Genomic DNA, 17,180 nt, shown 5'->3' on the forward strand with positions numbered 1-17,180 from the left:
GTCTCGAGCGCGGAAACCGCTTCAGGACCTCCCATGTCTTCGAGGCTAGCGAGACCCCGCCGGTCACCGCATCAGGGCAATCCCTGAACCGGCCCCCTACTCCAGGCCCTGTTCGATCGCGTATCGGGTCAATTCGACGCGATTGCCGAGCTGAAGTTTGCGCAGCGTGGACTGCACGTGGTTCTCCACGGTGCGGTGACTCAGTCCCAGCCGGGTGGCGATCTGCCTGGCGGACAAGCCTTTCGCCACCATCCGCAGCACTTCGGTCTCGCGATCGGTGAGCGCGGGCCGGTGGGGTTCGTCGCGGTCGGCGGGGGTGTTGGCGATACGGCGGAATTCACCGAGGACCAGACCGGCCAGGCCGGGGGTGAAGACGGCTTGTCCGGCGGCGGTGGCGCGCACGGCGTCGAGGAGTTCGGTGGCCGAGGCGCTCTTCACCAGATAGCCGGTGGCCCCGGCCTTGATGGCGTCGAGCACGTCGTCGCGTTCGGCCGACGCGGACAGCACCAGCACCCGGGTGCGCGGGGAGACCCGCAGCACCTCGGCGGTGGCGTCGGCGCCGTTGCCGTCGGGGAGCTGCATGTCCATCAGGACGACCGCCGGGCGGACGGCGCTCGCGCGGGCGCCGGCCGAGCGCACGCCGTCGGCGGTTGCGACCACGTCGAATCCGGCCTCGGCGAGATCGCGGGCGACGCCGTCGCGCCAGATCGGATGGTCGTCGACCACCATCACGGTGATCCGGTCCGCCGTCTCGGTCATATCCGCCTCCGCTCTCATTGTGGCCGTTCGACGGGAATCCGGAACTCCCATTCCGCGCCCGCCCCCTCGTCGCCGTCCTCGGGTCCCGCTTCGAACAGCAGCTGCGCGGTGCCGCCGAGCGCGGCGACCCGGCCGATGATGGAGCGCGAAACACCCATGCGCCCTTGCCCTTCGGCCTCCGCGAGCCGCCCCGGCGCGATTCCCGGGCCGTCGTCGCGCACGCTCACGATCAGCTCGTCGCCCATATCCTCCAGCAGCACATAGGCTTTCGCGCCCGGTCCGGCGTGCTGGACGACATTGGCCAGCGCGGCGGCGACGGCCGCGGCGACCTCGCGGGCCGCCCAGTGCCCGAGCAGCACCGGATCGCCGGGCGTGGAGACGAAGACCGACGGCGTGGTCTGCGCGGTGAGCAGCGGCCGCAGATCCTCGTCCACCCCGCTGACGTCGGCGGGCTCGCCCTGCTCGGAGATGAGCACCCGCAACGCGACCTCCTGCTCCCCCGCCCGCTGCGCCAGTTCCGCTGTCGGCCCGCCGATCTCGTTCCCGCGCCGCTTGATATAGCTGAGCACCTGCAGGACGCCGTCGTGCACCTGGCGGGCCAGGCGTTCGCGTTCCTGGGCGGCCGCGGTGAGCCGCACGGCGCGCTGCAGCTGCGCGTGGGCGCGGCGGGCCGTGTTGGAGGCCAGCCCCAGGGCCAGGCCCACCGAGATCAGCACCGGCAGCGTGGCATCGCGCCAGACGTCCAGATCCCATTGGGCGCGGGCGGTGATGACGGCGGCGGAGACCAGCAGCCCCGAGCCGATGCCGCCGAACGGTCCCCACAGGATCGCCGCGGAGACAACCGCATTCGCCGCCCACAGCGTGGTGGGCAGGGTCTGATGACCGTGGTACCAGTCGTACGGCGCGACCAGCCGGGTGGCGAAGATGAGGGCGATCACCACCACGTGGTCGCCGATCACCACACCGGTGCGCACCCGCGGCTCGTTGCGGATCCGCCACTGCGACAACAGGATCGCGGAGATGCCCGACCACACCGCCATCACGGCGATCAGCGCCCAGCTCAGCCGCTGATCGGTGTAGTGCGGCACCGAGGCCACCTGCTGCCCGACCGCGTACAGCAGCGTGACCAGCCGGAACGCCTGCACCGCCCGCCACAGCGGCGCGGTCGCGGCCCAGGCGGGATCGGGTTCAGGCCCCGGGGTCATCCTCGGTCCCCGGTGTCGCCGCTCCGCCCACGGGCTTCTGATCGGGGGTCGCCGGGCGCTGGTCCGCGGCCGCCGGCAGCGGGATCCGGTACCGGTCGGGGTCGGGCCGGTCGGGGTCGGCGCTGAACATGGGTTTGTCCGGGTCGCCGCTGTGCAGCTCCTGATAGAGCTCCTGCGGTGAATCGGCGAGCAGCGAGCGCATGGCCGTATTGATCACGGCCACGAACGGCACCGCCAGCAGACCACCCGCGAGCCCGGCCAGCACCACGCCCGCCGCGATGGCCAGCACCACGGCCAGCGGGTGGATGCGCACCGCGCGACCCATCAACAACGGTTGCAGCACATGGCCTTCCAGCTGCATCACCGCCACCGTGATGCCCAGCACGATGAGCGCGGTGACCAGGCCCTTGGTCATGAGCGCGATGAACACCGCCACCGAGCCCGCGATGAAGGAACCGACGATCGGGATGAACGCGCCGATGAAGACCAGCGAGGCCAGCGGAAGCGCCAGCGGCACATTGAGAATCGCCAGACCCGCGCCGATGCCGATGGCGTCCACCGCCGCGACCAACACGGTGGCCCGGACGAAACCGGTCAGGGTGCCGAAGCCCAGCCGCCCGGCCTCGCGCACCTTGGCGCGGTGCGGGGTCGGGACGATGCGGGTGCAGAACTCCCAGATCTGGTCGCCGCCGTAGAGGAAGAAGATGAGGATGAACAGCGTCAGGAAGGCGCCGGTGAAGAACTCGCCGATGACGGTGGCGGTGGTCAGCGCCCCGTTGGTGAGCGCGTCCTTGTTGGATTCGACCGTCTTGACGATGGTGTCGCCGGCATTGCGGATCTGATCGTTGCTCAGGTGCAGCGGCCCGTTGATCAGCCAGTCCTGCACCTGGTGCACGGAGGTCTTGAACTCGTCGGACAGCTGCGGCACACCGGAGACGAACTGTTCCACGACGAAGGTCATGATCCCGGCCAGGATCCCGAGCGACCCGATCAGCGCGACCAGCACCCCCAGCGCCCGCGGCACCCCGAACCGCTGCATCCAATTGACCAGCGGCGCCATCAAGGCCGCGCCGAGCAAGGCGATGGAGATCGGAATGGTCACCGTGGACAGCCGCCGCGCCAGATACGCCACCGCCAGCACGGCCGCGAAGATGATGAGCAGTCGCCAGCACCATTCCGCGGTCTGCCGCACCAGCGGGTGCACGGCTTCCGCGTCGCGCCGCCGTACTCCGGCGGGCTCGTCGGATCTGCTGGACAGTGCCTGCTCCTCGCTCACACGGGCGAGCCTACTGTGCCCGAGCCGCTCCCCGCCCTAGGCTCGTGCCCGAAAACACCCTTCCGACCTGCCTATCTCAGGCGATTTCGCCGAGGTTCGCGGCGCGTCTCGTTCTGGGGGGAGGGAAGAACGAGACCTCCAGCGCCGCGAACCCGCCCGCAGCGAAGCGGAGGGCAATCGAGCACCGCTAGATTGGAGCTCGTGTCAGCGCCTCTGGAAGCGGTCAAACAGACCATGCATACCCGCTGGCCGCTGTACCTAGCTTCGATGCTCGCGGCCAACGCGTTCGGCGCTGTCCTGGTGTGGGCGTTCATCGAGTACGGGTTGCCGGTGCCGGAGGGCGGCACCAGCGCGACCCGCGAGACCGGGCTGCTGGTGCCCGCGCTGGTCTTCGTGATCGGCGGCATGCTGAGCGTGACGGCGTCGGCGCTGATGCTGCGGCCGGTGATGCGGTGGCAGATGCGGGGCGGGCCGCCGTCGCGGCAGGAGCAGATGGCGGCGCTGCACGCCCCGTTGCGGCAGGCCATCGTGCATCTGGTGTTGTGGCTGGTCGGCGGCGCGGTGCTGGCGTCGCTGATCATCGTGCGCACCCCGGAGCTGGCGGCGGCGGTGATCGTCACCGAATGTATGGCCGCCACCATCGTTTTCGGCTTCACCTACATGCTGGGGGAACGGATCCTGCGGCCGGTCGCGGCCGAGGCGCTGACCGTGGGGGCCTTCGACCACACCCTGACCGCGGGTGTCGGCACCCGGATGGCCATGACCTGGGGGATGGGCACCTTCGCGCCGACCATCGCCATCGTGCTGCTGTGCGTCACCCAGATTTCTTCTCGCGTCCAGTTTTCCGCCGAGTCGCTGGCGGTCTCGATTCTCTTGTTGTGCGGTGTGGTGATCATGCAGGCGCTGGCGCTGTCCATGCTCACCGGCTCCTCCATCTCCGATCCGATCCGCCAGCTCAGCCAGGCCATCGACCGGGTGCAGGAAGGCGCCCGGGATGTACAGGTGGAAGTCTTCGACGGTTCGGAGATCGGGCTGCTGCAGGTCGGTTTCAACCGCATGATGGGCGAGGCCGCCAAACGCCGGGAACTGCAGGAATTGTTCGGTCAGCACGTCGGCGAGGATGTGGCGCGCCGTGCCCTGGAGTACGGCACCGAACTCGGTGGTGAAACCCGATTCGTGGCGGTGCTGTTCGTGGATATGGTCGGCTCGACCGCGACCGCGGCGGAACGCCCGCCGACCGAAGTGGTCAGCCTGCTCAACGAGTTCTTCCGAGTCGTGGTCGATGTCATCGACCGCCATCACGGGCTCATCAACAAATTCATGGGTGATGCCGCGCTGGCCATTTTCGGCGCCCCGCTGGACCGCCCCGACGCGCCGACCGCGGCCCTGGCCGCGGCCCGTGAGCTGCGCGAAGCCCTGCGCGAGGTGGTCGGCCTGGATATCGGCATCGGCGTCTCGGCCGGGCTGGCGGTGGCCGGGAATATCGGCGGTGCGAATCGTTTCGAATACACGGTCATCGGTGATCCGGTGAACGAGGCGTCGCGCCTGACCGAACTCGCGAAAGACCGGCCCGAACGGGTCCTGACCTCGTCGAGCGCCCTGTTCTTCGCCGACGAGAACGAGCAGCGCCATTGGCAGACCGGAGAGGAAGTGCAACTGCGCGGCCGCCGCCGGAAAACCCGGCTGGCGTGGCCGCGGCGAAGCACCGATTCCGCTGCTGCCGACGAGGCGGCGGCGAGTTCGTTAGGCTGACGACGTGACGGCCCATGGTGAGCTGGACGGCGAACCCGCGCCGCCCGCGGACAACGCGCGCCGTGGCAGATTCTGGTGGGCCAAATGGGTGCTGGGCGCCGCGCTCGTGGGACTGCTGATTTCCGAGGGCATTTACCTATATCCGCGCCTGCACGAATCCTGGAAGAACCTCACCGAAATCCATTGGGGCTGGGTCGCCGCCTGCATCCTCATGCAGGCGGTTTCCATGTCCGGGTTCGGTCGGATCCAGAAACAGTTGCTGCACGCCGGCGGCGTGGAGGTGAGTCAGCGCAAGTCGGTGTCGGTGGTGTACGGCTCCACCGGCATGTCGCTGACCTTGCCCGCCGGTCAGGTGTTCTCGACCGCCTTCACCTACCGCCAGACCCGGCGCTGGGGTGCGAGCCCGATCGTGGCGTCCTGGCAGCTGGTGATGTCGGGCGTGGTGGCCGCGGCGGGGCTGGCGCTGCTGGGCCTGTTCGGCACCGTGCTGGCCGGGGACCGGGTGGGCCCGGCCAAGGTGATCCTGACGCTGGGCACGGTCGCGCTGCTGATCTGGGCGGTGAACTACGTGTCCCGGCACCCGGACGGGGTGCAGGGCGTGCTGCAGCGAATCCTGCACCTGGTCAACCGAGTTCGACGCAGACCCGCGGACGACGGCATGGACAAGGTCGAGGAGATCATGTCCCAGCTGGAGTCGGTGGACCTGGGCAAACGCGATGGCGTCTGGGTGGTGGCCTGGGCGCTGGTGCACCGGCTCGCCGACGTCGCCTGCCTGGGTTTCGCCTGCTACGCGGTGGGCGCCGACCCGCGCTGGGCAGCGCTCATGCTGGCATTCGCGGCCGGAAAGGCCGTGGGCACCATTCCTTTGGCGCCGGGCGGCATCGTCTACGTGGACGCCACCCTCATCTACTCGCTGACCGCCGCGGCCGGGCTGCCCGCCGCCCAGGCGGTGGCCGCCGCGTTCCTGTACCGGCTGGTGAGCTTCATCCTGGTCGCGATCGTCGGCTGGATCGTCTTCCTGTTCCTGTTCCGCAAGCCACAGGCCGGCGACGCCGAACTGGAGAAGGAGTTCGAGGAGCGCGGCAATTCGCTGGTCACCGACCGCCGCCGGGCCGCGCCGCCGGCCGACCCGGGCTCCCCGGATCGCTAGCGGACGGCCGAGCGCCATCCCTGCACGAGCGTTCGCGGTCGGCCCGATAGCCTGTGCCGCGTGAAGAAACTCGTGCCCTTCGTCGTGGATGCCGCCCTGGTGATCGTGTTCTGCGCGATCGGGCGGCGCAGTCACGACGAGGCGATCGCGGCGGGCCTGCTGCGCACGTTCTGGCCGTTCGGCACGGGGCTGCTGCTGGGCTGGGTGCTCGCGGTGGCGGTGGCGGCGGGCCGGGAAGGCGCCTCGGCGGCACGGCGTTTCGACGGCCGCGCGGTGTGGCCGACCGGCGTGATCGTGTGGCTGAGCACGCTGGCGGGCGGCATGCTGCTGCGCGCGGTGTCGGGTCAGGGCGTCGCGGTCAGCTTCGTGATCGTGGCCGCGAGTTTCCTGGGCCTGTTCCTGGTCGGCTGGCGCGCGGCGGCGCAGGCGCTGTTCCGCTGAGCCGCCGCTGACCTCTCCCCCTTCGAACCGCTAGTCCGGGGTGGCCAGCGACTGCAACAGCCGGGCGGCCACCCGGGCGGTGAGGTCGCCGCTGTCGGGATCGTCGATGTGGATGGCGAAGGCCAGATCCCCGAGGGTCGCGACCAGCCAGCCGTTGTTGCCGGTGGTGGCGCCGTAGACCTGCACATCGCGATACCGGCCGAGGGCGGCCATCTCGGGCGCGCCGCCGCCGTCGTGCAGCATGGCGCGCAGCCGGTCGGTGGCCTCGGACGGCAGCGCGGCCAGATCGGCCTCGGTGGTGGCGGGCTGGCCGATGGCGATCATCGGCTTGGGCACCTGCCCGCGCGCGACCGCGGCCGCGGCGATGGCCATGCCCCACGGGCTGGCGAGCAGCGAGTCGGCGGCATTGCCGCGCCCCACGTTCTCGGCGGCGTTCTTGCCGGTGGGCAGGCGGCCGGTGGTCTCGTCCAGGCCCGGCACCCGGAAATCGATGCCGATGCCGAGCAGGCTGGCCGCGTCCGCGGCGTCGCCGACCGAGACATCCTGCGGCGCTTTGTGTTTGGTGACCGCGGCGACATTCTTGAACAGCTCGATCATGCCGCCGACCGGGTACAGCCCGGTGAAGGCGATATTGCCGCGCTCGCTGGCCTGACTGTTCTGGGCGACCGCGACCAGGGCGCCGCTGGAGGGCTGGATGGCCACGATCGAGGTGGGCGAGCCGGTGCTCACCACGGCGTCCTCGGCGGCGCGCTGCAGGTGCTGGTCCATGGTGGCGGGAATGTCGGGTCCGGGCGGGCCCTGTTCCCCGGCGAGCTGGGTGACCATCGCGCCGTCGGGCTCGAACAGCTGCACGCCCCAGCCGGAGTGGCCGTCACGGTTCTCGTCCCACACCTTGGTGAGCGCGTCGAGCATGGGCGACCACACCCGGCGGTCGGCGGAGATGAGCTTGGGCTGCTTCTCCAGCACCACGCCGGGGATCGGGGCCATGCGCGGTTCGAGGATGGCGAAGTCGCCGTCGCGCAGGTTGACCGCGGTGATGGGCTTGCCCTGCGAGGCCGAAAGCTGTTGCATCAGCGCCGGTCCGTCGATGAGCGGGGCGACCGGTGCGATGGCGGCCGCGAGGGCGTTGGTGGAGGCGATCGGGTCGGTGATCTTGGCCGGGTCCAGCTTGACCACATTGATGGTCTGCTCGGTCATGAGCGGCTGGCCGACGATGTCGTTCACCCGCGGCGAGGGGCGGGCCTCGGTGCGGACCAGTTTGGCGGTGCGCTTGGCGTCGAGCTGCGGCATGACCAGGGCGGGATCCCATGAAATGCGCCAGCCGACACTGAGTTTGCGGACGGTGCCGTTGAGGTCGTATTTCCAGTTCCGGTTCTCGCCGAAGTTCCACGCGCCGGTCATGGAGAAAAGGCCTGTCGTACCGTCCAGTTTGATGAACTGGGTCACGCGGTAGTCAGGCTTGCCCGGTCCCAGCCCCTCGAAGACTTGCTTCAGCGTTGCCGAAGCGCCCGCCGGGTAGGAGGTCAGTCGCGACGCTCCCTCGTAGTCCTTCTTGTCGATCAGCGAGGTGAACTGTTCGACCACATTCTCCGCGCCCGTCGATTTGTCCCGAATCCCACACGACCCCATCGCGATCGCGACGGCCGCCACACCCGTGAGTGCGATCGCACCCCGAACTCGGAAGCGGCGGGATCCCCACACATCCATATCGCCCAATCTTCACTCTGGCCACATCAGCATCAGGTCCACGGTACCGCGCTCCGAACGCCGCGGCGCCACCTTCTCCACCAGGTGCGCACGTACTGAGCATCACCATAGTGCCGAAATCGTTCAGTAGGGACCACTTACATGATCACCGGTCGGTTACGGCGCTGGCGTATTCGAGACTCGGCAGACCGTTCGGTTCTCACTGGTGACAGCCCCGCGCGCGATTCGTGACCGAGCCCGGGCGCCCCGTTCTCCCAGAGCGGAACCCACACACCCCTTTTCGACGTAACGTTGTAATCAGCATTACAACTCCATGCCGTAAGTGAGTGTGACCAACATGAGACACGGACATCGTGGACCCGGCTTCGGACGCACCGGCGGTTGGCAGCAGGCCGACCTCCCCGACGCCTCGGACGCTCCCGACTGGTTCGCTGGCAGATTGCCAGCCGACTGGTTCACCGGTCCCGCAACCCTCGAGGTCGATCGCGACGAAATCGTCGTCCTCGGCGAACTCCCCCTCCCCCCAGCCGAATCCGCCCCCGCCGCCGAACCCGGCGCGGACGCCCCCGCCGCCGACGCGGCCCCCGCCGGGGTCCCGCAGGCCACCCGCGAGGGCCTGCTCGCCCGCTTCCGGGAGTCCACCCGGCCCGCCCGCATGCAGATCGCCCAGGAGGCGCAGGCCCGCTACGGCCGCAATGTCGCCTGGGGCGTGCTCGTGGACGGCGAGCGAATCATGTTCACCCATCTGGCCGTACCGGTCATGACCCGGTTGCGCCAGCCCGAGCGCAAGGTGCTCGACACCCTGGTCGACGCCGGCGTCGCCCGCTCCCGCTCCGACGCGCTGGCCTGGACGGTCAAACTGGCCGGCAAGCACGCCGAGGAGTGGCTCGGGGAATTGCGCTCGGCCATGCGCAAAGTCGACGACCTGCGGACGGAGGGACCGCGCGGCCTGTGATCGCGCGACCGGCCGATAGAGTGGGCGCATGCCTGCTACCGGTCCGATCCTGGTGCTCAACGGCCCCAATCTGAACATGCTGGGCACCCGTCAGCCCGAGGTGTACGGGGCCGACACGCTCGAGGATGTGGTCGAACTGTGCCGCAAGACCGCGGCCCGGTTCGATCGCGAGATCGTGGCGTTCCAGTCCAATCACGAGGGCGCGCTGATCGACCGCATCCACGCCGCCCGCGGCGTGGAGTCCGGCATCGTCATCAATCCGGGCGGGCTCACCCACACCTCGGTGGCGCTGCGGGACGCGCTGGTGATCCCGGAGGTGCCGATCGTGGAGGTGCACATCAGCAATGTGCACGCTCGCGAGGAGTTCCGGCACCACTCGTTCGTGTCGCCGATCGCGACCGCGGTGATCGCGGGCATGGGCATCCAGGGCTACGCGGCGGCCATCGAGTTCCTCAGCACGCGCTGACCCGTTCCGGAGTACGCGCTGACCCGTTCCGGAGTACGCACCGACCGGCGCGAGTGCTTTCGACGAAGGGCCCGGCTCTCCCCGAGCTGGGCCCTTTTTCACGTTCTCGGTAAATAGCTTGAGCACCTCAAAATGTAGTAGTTATGCTACATCCAATCCGGCTTCTACTACGGAGGGGTGTCATGACGGTCGGCGAGGACGTCGTACTCGACGTCGAGAATCTGCGCATGCGCTACGGCACGCGCGACGTGCTGCACGATGTCGGTTTCCAAGCGAGTCGCGGCGAGGTGGTGGCCCTGCTCGGCCCCAACGGCGCGGGCAAGACCACCACCATCGAGATCCTCGAGGGCTTCCGCATGCGCTCGGCCGGCCGGGTCGAGGTGCTCGGCACAGACCCCGCGCACGGCGACGAGGCCTGGCGGGCGCGCCTGGGCGTGGTGCTGCAATCGTGGCGCGACCACGGCAAATGGCGGGTGCGCGAACTCCTCGAATACCTGGGCCTGTTCTACGCGCCCTACTCCACACCCGCTATCCGGCGGCCGTGGGACACCGGCGAACTGATCGCCGCGGTCGGCCTCACCGAGCACGCCGACGCCAAGGTGATGACCCTCTCCGGCGGCCAGCGTCGCCGCCTCGACGTGGCCATCGGCATCGTCGGCCGCCCGGAACTGCTGTTCTTGGACGAGCCGACCGCGGGCTTCGATCCGCAGGCCCGCCGCGAATTCCACGACCTGGTGCACCGCCTCGCCGACGACGACCACACCACCATCCTGCTCACCACCCACGACCTGGACGAGGCCGAGAAGCTGGCCGACCGGATCCTGATCCTGGCCGGCGGGCGCATCATCGCCGACGGCTCCGCCGATCAGCTCTCCCGCCGCATCGCCGGAGAGGCCGAGGTGAAGTGGACCCGCGACGGGCAGCGCTTCGTGCACACCACCACCGAGTCCACCAAGTTCGTCCACGAGCTGTTCCGTCAGTTCGGCGAGGCCGTCGAGGAGCTGGAGGTGCGCCGCGCCTCGCTCGAGGACACCTACGTGACCCTGGTCCAGCGTTTCGAATCCGGCCGGGGCGACATCGAATTGCACAGTCTGGAAGAGGTGGCCCGATGAACCCGACGACCGTGGCGATCCGGGCCGGGCTTCGGCGCGGGCGCATCGAACTGGTGCAGACCCTCACCAACGGGATGGACATCTTCTCGCAGTTCTTCTGGCCGGTGGCCACCATGGTCGCGGTGTTCTTCATGCGCCACGGCGATTTCGAGGGCACCGGCGTCGGCCTGGGCGCGCTGGCGCTGCCCAGCGTGCTCGGCATGCTGGTCGCGTTCACCGGCATGTTCGGCATCGCCCAGGGCCTGGCCATGGACCGCGAGGACGGGACCCTGTTGCGGGCCAAGGCCACTCCCAACGGGATGCTGGGCTATCTGATCGGCAAGGTCACCGCGGTCTCCGGCGTCACCGCGGTGCAGGTGGCCCTGATCCTCGCGTTCGGGCTGTTCGCCATCGGCGGGGTGAGCCTGGACAGCGTCGGCGCGTGGGCCACCTTGATCGGCATCCTGGTGCTCGGCCTGCTGGCCTGCCTGCCGCTGGGCGCGATCATCGGGTCGGCGTTCGACAGCCCGCGCAGCATCGGGTTCGTCTCGTTCCCCATCATGGGTCTGGTGGCGATCTCCGGAATCTTCTACCCCATCACCGGCCTGCCCGGCTGGCTGCAGGCGGTGGCGCAGGTGTTCCCCATCTACTGGATGGGCCTGGGCATGCGTTCGGCCATGCTGCCCGACAGCGCTTCGGTGGTGGAGCTGACCCACTCCTGGCGGCACCTGGAAACGGTCGCGGTGCTGGGCGCGTGGGCGGTCGTGGGCATCGCGATCGCGCCGATGGTGTTGCGCCGCATGGCCCGCCGTGAATCCGGCGCGGCAGTGGCGGCCCGCCGCGAGAGGGCCATGGCGCGTGCCTACTAACAGCGAGGTCATCTACAACCGGATCGCCATGCTGCGGGCCGAGCGCGGTATCTCGCGACGGGAACTGGCCGAGGCCCTGGGCGTGCACTACCAGACGGTCGGCTATCTGGAGCGCGGCGAGTACAGCCCGAGCCTGCATCTGGCGCTGCGGCTGGCGACCTATTTCGAGGTGCCGGTGGAGATCATCTTCTCCACTTCCCCGTTCCCGCGCATCGGCTCCGAAACCGCCTGAGCCATCAGCTCATAGGTCGACACCGGGCTGCCGGCCGCCAGGCTGGCGGCCACCGCCCGACGCCAGAACGCCTGGGCGGTGTGCGAGAGCGTGGCGTCCACGCCGACCTCCTCGCTGGCGTCGATGACATGCCGCGCGCCCGCGTCCATCATGCGCAGTCCCGCCAGGTCGGCCCAGCCGCCGCTCTGGTTCTGCACCGAGAACTGCTCCATGAAGTACGGGAAGGCGGCGTTGGAGCGCACCGCGAACGGCGCGAACTGCGCGATATCGTGGCCCGCCCGGGCGATCATGGCCGTGGCCTGGTCGAAGGCCAGCAACCAGGGATGGAAGATGGTGAGCAGGCCCTGGTAGAAGACCTGGGCCAGGCCGTCATCCGCGCCCAGGTACTCCTGCGGGCTGAGCGGGCGCAGCAGCTCGGCGTGCGCGTCGAAGACCGCGCGCGGGCCGCTGTAGAAGATGTACGACGCCGGGTGCTCGATATTGTCGCCCGCCGACATGACACCGCCGGACAGGAACTCGGCGCCGTGCCCCCGCACCCACGCCGCGCCCCGCCGTGCCTGCTCGGGCGAATCCGATGACAGATTGGCGATCACCTTGCCGCGCAGGCGATCCGCGGCCGGGCCCAGTACGTCGTACATGGCGGCGTAGTGGGTGAGGCTGAGCACCGCCACGGCGTTGGCGTCGAGCGCCTCGGCGACAGTGCCCGCGCGCGTCGCTCCGAGCTCGACCATGGCGTCCGCCTTCTCCGGGCTGCGGTTCCACACCGTCACCTCGACCCCGGCGCGCAGGAACGCCCGCACCAGCGCCCGGCCCATCGGGCCCAGGCCGAGGACGGTAACGGATTTACGCTGCTCAGACATGGTGTACCCCTTCGATTTCGGCTGTTCTACGGTGGCGCGCCGGAATCGATGGTGGTCCGGGATCGGTAGCCTCGGGAAGACCGCACCAGCGGGTGCGGTTGCTTACCTGGAGGTTGGCAATCTGGTCAGGAGGGCGCGATGAGCACCGGCGGTGACGCGGATCACGAAGTGTGCGGCATGTCCATCGCCATCGACGTGGTCGGCGGCAAATGGAAGCTGCACCTGATGTGGGTGCTGGCCGAGGGCACGCAGCGGTTCGGGCAGATCCGGCGCCTGCTGCCCGGCGTGAGCGAGAAGGTGCTCGCCGAGAACCTGCGGCAGCTGGAGGCGAGCGGCGTTGTGCACCGGGAGATCTTCCCGGAAATCCCGCCGCGCGTGGAGTATTCGCTCACCGAGCTGGGCCGGGAGCTCAGTGCGGCGCTGCGGCCGCTGGAGGAATGGGGTGACCGCAATCGGAGCCGGATTCCCGGCCGCGCGCTCACCCCGTCCGCCTAGGCGCCGCCGATCCTCTCGCCGATCCGTTCCAGCAGGTCGGCGGCGTCCGCCATGCTGCGGGCCGGGTCGGGCTCCAGTTCCGACAGCGCGTAGGCCGCCTCGAATCCGGCGTCGCGCACCTGGTCCGGGGTCAGCCGCACCCGGCCCGCGACCGCGATGACCGGCAGACCGGCCGCCCGGGCCGCGCGGCAGACCCCGATCGGAGCCTTGCCGGACAGGCTCTGCGCGTCCAGCGAGCCCTCTCCGGTGACCACCAGGTCGGCGTCCGTCAGCTGGGCGGGGAAGTCGATGAGGTCGAGGATCAGTTCGATGCCCGGTCGCACCCGCGCGCCGAGGGCGGCCAGCGCCCCGAATCCGGCGCCGCCCGCCGCGCCCGCGCCCGGCCGGTCCGCCCATTCCGGCCCGAGTACGGCGGCCCAATTCTTCAGTGCCGCTTCGAGAGTGGCGACCTGCTCGGGATTCGCACCCTTCTGCGGGGCGTAGATCGCGGCCGCGCCCTCGGGACCGAGCAGCGGGTTGTCCACATCGCTGGCCAGGGTCACGGTCGCATCGGCCAGGCCGGGATGCAGATCACCGCGGTCCACGCGCACGGCGCGTGCGAGAGCCGCTCCGCCGCAAGGTAATTCGTTGCCGTCGGCGTCGAGAATGCGCAGGCCGAGGGCTTGCAGCAGGCCCGCGCCGCCGTCGGTGGAGGCGCTGCCGCCCAAGCCGAGCACGATGTCGCGCGCGCCGCGATCGAGCGCGTCGCCGATCACGTCGCCCACGCCGTAGGTGCTGGCGTGCAGGGGATCCGGTTGCCCGTCGGGCAGTCGCGCGAACCCGCTGACCGCCGCCAGCTCCACCACGGCGGTCCGCCCGCGGACCGCGTAGGAGGTGGTGACCGGCGCGAGGGTGGGCCCGAAGCTCTCCACCTCGACCCGCTCCCAGCCGGCCGCCACGAAGGCGTCCACGGTCCCGTCGCCGCCGTCGGCCACCGGCGAGCGCCGCACCTCGGTGCCGGGGGCGGCGCGGGTGATCCCCGCCGCCAGTGCGTCCGCCACCCGGGCGGCGGTCAGTGAGCCCTTGAATTTGTCCGGGGCGAGCAGCACCCGGCGCGGCCGTGGGTCCGTCATGCGTCCAGTGTGATCGCTGCGCCGGAAAGCGACACGCCAGGCGCCGCCGTTCGGCGAAAGGGACAAATTGCCAGGGCCGGGCAACTAGCGTCGCACGCATGCCGAGTCAGTCGATCGAGGTCCGTAAGAACGCAGCGCTGGATCGGTTCGAGCTGTATGTCGACGATTACCTCGCCGGGGTCGCGGCGTACCAGGACACCGCCAAGGAGCGGGCCTTCGTGCACACCGAGATCTATCCCCAGTTCGAGGGGCAGGGGTACGGGCGCAAACTGGTGCAGGGCGCGCTCGATCAGACCCGGGACGCGGGCTTCGGAATTCTGCCGCTGTGCCCGATGGTGCACCACTTCGTCGAATCCCGGCCCGAATACCTGGCTTTGGTGCCGCGATGGTCGCGGGAACGGCTCAATCTGCCGCAGCGCTGAGGGCTAGTACGCCTTCACCGCTCCGTCCAGCGCGATCTGCAGTTCGTCGCGTACCACCCGGGTGATCTCGGCGGGTTTGGCGGGCAGCTCGGCGACCGGCACCCCGAAGTAGAAGCTGGCCGAGCGCGCCTCCTCCTTGGTGGGTTCCACCGCCGGATCCAGGCGCGGTCCGTAGCTGAGCCCGAGGCTCACCAGCACCGGTCGCGCGCCGAGCTTCTTGGCCCGGAAGGCGATGTGGCCGATGCCGCTTCCGATGTTCTGCACCTGGGTGGGGTCGACATCGTTGCAGGTCCCCTCGGGGAACACCGCGACCCCGTCCCCGCGCGCCATGCGCTCGGCGCAGATGTCGATCATGCGCTGCCCGGCCGCGTTCACCGCGCGCAGTCCGTGGTCCTTGCCGCGGAAGACCGGGATCCCGCCCATCATGTCGATGCGCTCGCGCAGCTTGGGCTCGATGAACAGCTCGTCCTTGGCCAGCACCCGGGTGCGCCCGATGACCGGCCGCAGCGCGCTGCGCCAGGCCGCGGCGGCGACCGTGTACGGATCCAGCTGGGAGAGGTGGTTGACCGCGATGAGCAGCGGCCGCCGCTGGGAGATCAACTCCCGCAACTTCTCCCGCGCCCCGGCCGCATAGGTCACGCGTGGCCGGTAGCGGCGCCCGAGCAGCCAGTACGCCGCTTTCGCCTTCAACAGGTTCTGCTGGTGATCGCGATAGAAGTCGTACACGGTGTCGGCGTTCTCGAGGAGGACCTCGGGGCGTTCCATAGCGCCCACCCTAGCTACCAACCGCAAGGTATGCGGGACAAGTTTTTCCACCCTCCGACGGCACAAAAGGGTAACCAGCAAATTTAGCAACGCAATTACCGTGTCTCAGTGCGATGATGGCTGGGTGGCACGTGCAGAGGAACACGGTGACCGTTCTCGACGCGAATTCCGGCATGAGGACCAGGTGGTTCGGCCCGGAACGCTGCTGGTGTCGGCGACCGATCTGACCGAGCCGTCGTTCCGGCGCTCGGTGGTCTACATCCTCGAGCACAATGACGGCGGCACCTGGGGCGTGGTGCTCAACAAGCCCAGCGACACCGCTCTGCACGACGTGCTCCCCAATTGGTCCGAACTCGCCGCCGGGCCGCGCGCCCTCTATATCGGCGGCCCGGTGAAACGTGATGCGGCGCTGTGCCTGGCCACCATCAAGGTGGGCGCGTCCATCGCCGGCGTGGCCGGGGTGCGGCGGGTCGACGGCCGGGTGGCCCTGGTGGACCTGGATTCCGATCCCGACCGGATCGAGGGTCTGGTCGAGGGCATCCGGGTCTTCGCGGGCTACGCCGGCTGGACCTTCGGCCAGCTGGAGGGCGAACTCGACCGGGGCGACTGGATCGTCCTCTCGGCCCTGCCCACCGACCCGCTGGCGGGCCGCGTCGACCTGTGGGCCCACGTCCTGCGCCGCCAGCCCCTGCCCCTCTCCCTGCTCGCCACGCACCCGATCGAGATAGAGCGCAACTGAACCGCCCGCAAGCCTGTGTCGTGATCGATGCGGAGGTAAGCGATGCCGGAGGATCAGGCCGCCCTGCTGCGCGCGCTCTACGAGGAGCACGCGGCCGCGTTGTGGCGCTACACCTACGGGTTGGTCGGGGATCCGGGCCGAGCCGAGGACATCGTGCAGGAGACGCTGCTGCGGGCCTGGCAGCGGCCCACTGTGCTGGATCAGTCCACCAGTTCCGCGCGGGCCTGGCTGTTCACCGTCGCCCGTAATCTGGCGGTGGACGAGCATCGCAGCGCGCGCAGCCGGCGCGAGTTCCGCACCGATCACCCGCCGGAGGTGCCCGAACCGGACAAGACCGATCGGGCGCTGGACGGGTGGCTGGTGGCCGACGCGCTGGCGCGGCTGAGCGTCGATCACCGCGAGGTGATCGTCCGTGCCTACTACCGGGGCCTGTCCACGCATCAGATCGCGGGGGAGCTGGAGATCCCGGAGGGCACGGTGAAGTCCCGCATGCACTACGGCATGCGGGCGTTGCGATTGGTGCTGCAGGAGATGGGGGTGACGAGATGACCGAGGGCCATGAGCTGTGCGATGGCTACACCACGTGGGATGGCGCGTATGTGCTCGGCGCTCTCGCCCGGGACGACCGCCGCGAGTACGAGGAGCATCTGACCGGATGCGACTCCTGCCGCTCGGCCGTGTCGAAATTGGCGGGACTGCCCGGCCTGCTGGCTCTGGTGGACCCGGATACCGCGCTGTCGGTTGCGGCGCAGCCGGATCCGCCCGAGAGCGTGCCGCCGCCGCCCGAACGCCTGCGTCGTGATCGATGCGGAGGTAAGCGATGCCGGAGGATCAGGCCGCCCTGCTGCGCGCGCTCTACGAGGAGCACGCGGCCGCGTTGTGGC

At 69.7% G+C, this 17,180-nt stretch carries 20 protein-coding genes; 13 read left to right on the plus strand and 7 right to left on the minus strand.

Features of this window, described 5'->3' with window-relative positions; genetic code table 11:
- Positions 1–96 precede the first annotated feature (96 nt).
- From ACWELJ_RS18265 to ACWELJ_RS18275, 3 genes are read right to left on the minus strand one after another with little or no spacing between them, the layout of a single operon-like run.
- On the minus strand, positions 97–759 hold the full coding sequence (locus ACWELJ_RS18265) for a response regulator (protein ID WP_452367313.1): 663 nt from the start codon (positions 757–759) through the stop codon (positions 97–99).
- A gap of 14 nt (positions 760–773) precedes the next feature.
- Entirely contained in the window at positions 774–1,964 is a 1,191-nt protein-coding gene (gene macS / locus ACWELJ_RS18270) for a MacS family sensor histidine kinase (RefSeq protein WP_452367314.1), read from the minus strand.
- Entirely contained in the window at positions 1,948–3,222 is a 1,275-nt protein-coding gene (locus tag ACWELJ_RS18275) for an AI-2E family transporter (RefSeq protein WP_452367332.1), read from the minus strand. Before ACWELJ_RS18275 ends, macS begins: the two co-directional genes overlap by 17 nt.
- A gap of 252 nt (positions 3,223–3,474) precedes the next feature.
- On the opposite strand from ACWELJ_RS18275, the gene ACWELJ_RS18280 reads away from it, so the two are divergent.
- From ACWELJ_RS18280 to ACWELJ_RS18290, 3 genes are read left to right on the plus strand one after another with little or no spacing between them, the layout of a single operon-like run.
- On the plus strand, positions 3,475–4,992 hold the full coding sequence (locus tag ACWELJ_RS18280; protein ID WP_452367333.1) for an adenylate/guanylate cyclase domain-containing protein: 1,518 nt from the start codon (positions 3,475–3,477) through the stop codon (positions 4,990–4,992).
- A 4-nt stretch (positions 4,993–4,996) separates the two neighbouring features.
- A complete protein-coding gene (locus ACWELJ_RS18285; protein ID WP_452367315.1) occupies positions 4,997–6,142 on the plus strand; it encodes a lysylphosphatidylglycerol synthase transmembrane domain-containing protein in 1,146 nt (381 codons plus the stop codon).
- Between the two features lie 60 nt (positions 6,143–6,202).
- The gene (locus ACWELJ_RS18290; protein ID WP_452367316.1) at positions 6,203–6,583 is read left to right on the plus strand and encodes a DUF3054 domain-containing protein; all 381 of its coding nucleotides are present in this window, start codon (positions 6,203–6,205) and stop codon (positions 6,581–6,583) included.
- Between the two features lie 30 nt (positions 6,584–6,613).
- Here the strand turns inward: ACWELJ_RS18290 and ACWELJ_RS18295 are convergent, their stop codons facing one another.
- Positions 6,614–8,167 (minus strand): NTF2-like N-terminal transpeptidase domain-containing protein, encoded by a 1,554-nt coding sequence (locus ACWELJ_RS18295; protein WP_452367317.1) that lies wholly within the window; start codon positions 8,165–8,167, stop codon positions 6,614–6,616.
- Between the two features lie 460 nt (positions 8,168–8,627).
- Between ACWELJ_RS18295 and ACWELJ_RS18300 the strand changes: the two genes are divergently transcribed.
- The 5 genes from ACWELJ_RS18300 (at position 8,628) to ACWELJ_RS18320 (ending at position 11,903) form a co-directional block, all read left to right on the plus strand.
- Positions 8,628–9,245 carry a hypothetical protein gene (locus tag ACWELJ_RS18300; RefSeq protein WP_452367318.1) on the plus strand — a complete coding sequence of 206 codons (618 nt, stop codon included), beginning with the start codon at positions 8,628–8,630 and terminating at the stop codon, positions 9,243–9,245.
- 28 nt (positions 9,246–9,273) lie between these two features.
- Complete coding sequence (gene aroQ / locus ACWELJ_RS18305; protein ID WP_452367319.1) at positions 9,274–9,711, plus strand: type II 3-dehydroquinate dehydratase; 438 nt, start codon at positions 9,274–9,276, stop codon at positions 9,709–9,711.
- Positions 9,712–9,893: 182 nt separating this feature from the next.
- The gene (locus ACWELJ_RS18310; RefSeq protein ID WP_452367320.1) at positions 9,894–10,823 is read left to right on the plus strand and encodes an ABC transporter ATP-binding protein; all 930 of its coding nucleotides are present in this window, start codon (positions 9,894–9,896) and stop codon (positions 10,821–10,823) included.
- Positions 10,820–11,671, plus strand: coding sequence for an ABC transporter permease (locus ACWELJ_RS18315; protein ID WP_452367321.1), 852 nt, complete (start codon positions 10,820–10,822; stop codon positions 11,669–11,671). Before ACWELJ_RS18310 ends, ACWELJ_RS18315 begins: the two co-directional genes overlap by 4 nt.
- Positions 11,661–11,903: a helix-turn-helix transcriptional regulator gene (locus ACWELJ_RS18320; RefSeq protein ID WP_452367322.1), complete on the plus strand. Its 243-nt coding sequence runs from the start codon at positions 11,661–11,663 to the stop codon at positions 11,901–11,903. Before ACWELJ_RS18315 ends, ACWELJ_RS18320 begins: the two co-directional genes overlap by 11 nt.
- Here ACWELJ_RS18320 and ACWELJ_RS18325 read toward each other — a convergent pair.
- The gene (locus tag ACWELJ_RS18325; protein WP_452367323.1) at positions 11,831–12,763 is read right to left on the minus strand and encodes an NAD(P)-dependent oxidoreductase; all 933 of its coding nucleotides are present in this window, start codon (positions 12,761–12,763) and stop codon (positions 11,831–11,833) included. The genes ACWELJ_RS18320 and ACWELJ_RS18325 overlap by 73 nt on opposite strands.
- Before the next feature lie 138 nt (positions 12,764–12,901).
- Between ACWELJ_RS18325 and ACWELJ_RS18330 the strand changes: the two genes are divergently transcribed.
- Positions 12,902–13,258: a winged helix-turn-helix transcriptional regulator gene (locus ACWELJ_RS18330; protein ID WP_452367324.1), complete on the plus strand. Its 357-nt coding sequence runs from the start codon at positions 12,902–12,904 to the stop codon at positions 13,256–13,258.
- Here the strand turns inward: ACWELJ_RS18330 and ACWELJ_RS18335 are convergent.
- The gene (locus ACWELJ_RS18335; protein ID WP_452367325.1) at positions 13,255–14,370 is read right to left on the minus strand and encodes a glycerate kinase; all 1,116 of its coding nucleotides are present in this window, start codon (positions 14,368–14,370) and stop codon (positions 13,255–13,257) included. The genes ACWELJ_RS18330 and ACWELJ_RS18335 overlap by 4 nt on opposite strands.
- Positions 14,371–14,468: 98 nt before the next feature.
- Here ACWELJ_RS18335 and ACWELJ_RS18340 point away from each other — a divergent pair, with 98 nt between their 5' ends.
- Complete coding sequence (locus tag ACWELJ_RS18340) at positions 14,469–14,792, plus strand: GNAT family N-acetyltransferase (RefSeq protein ID WP_452367326.1); 324 nt, start codon at positions 14,469–14,471, stop codon at positions 14,790–14,792.
- A 3-nt stretch (positions 14,793–14,795) separates the two neighbouring features.
- Here ACWELJ_RS18340 and ACWELJ_RS18345 read toward each other — a convergent pair whose 3' ends face one another.
- Positions 14,796–15,557, minus strand: a complete 762-nt coding sequence (locus ACWELJ_RS18345) for a lysophospholipid acyltransferase family protein (protein ID WP_452367327.1) — start codon at positions 15,555–15,557, stop codon at positions 14,796–14,798.
- 124 nt (positions 15,558–15,681) lie between these two features.
- Here ACWELJ_RS18345 and ACWELJ_RS18350 point away from each other — a divergent pair, with 124 nt between their 5' ends.
- From ACWELJ_RS18350 to ACWELJ_RS18360, 3 genes are all read left to right on the plus strand, one after another.
- Positions 15,682–16,296: a YqgE/AlgH family protein gene (locus ACWELJ_RS18350; RefSeq protein ID WP_452367328.1), complete on the plus strand. Its 615-nt coding sequence runs from the start codon at positions 15,682–15,684 to the stop codon at positions 16,294–16,296.
- A gap of 42 nt (positions 16,297–16,338) precedes the next feature.
- Entirely contained in the window at positions 16,339–16,845 is a 507-nt protein-coding gene (locus ACWELJ_RS18355) for a sigma-70 family RNA polymerase sigma factor (protein ID WP_452367329.1), read from the plus strand.
- Positions 16,842–17,180: zf-HC2 domain-containing protein (locus tag ACWELJ_RS18360; protein ID WP_452367330.1), on the plus strand; the 339-nt coding region annotated here is incomplete at its 3' end. The genes ACWELJ_RS18355 and ACWELJ_RS18360, both read left to right, overlap by 4 nt.

This window comes from Nocardia sp. NPDC004582 (assembly GCF_053602115.1).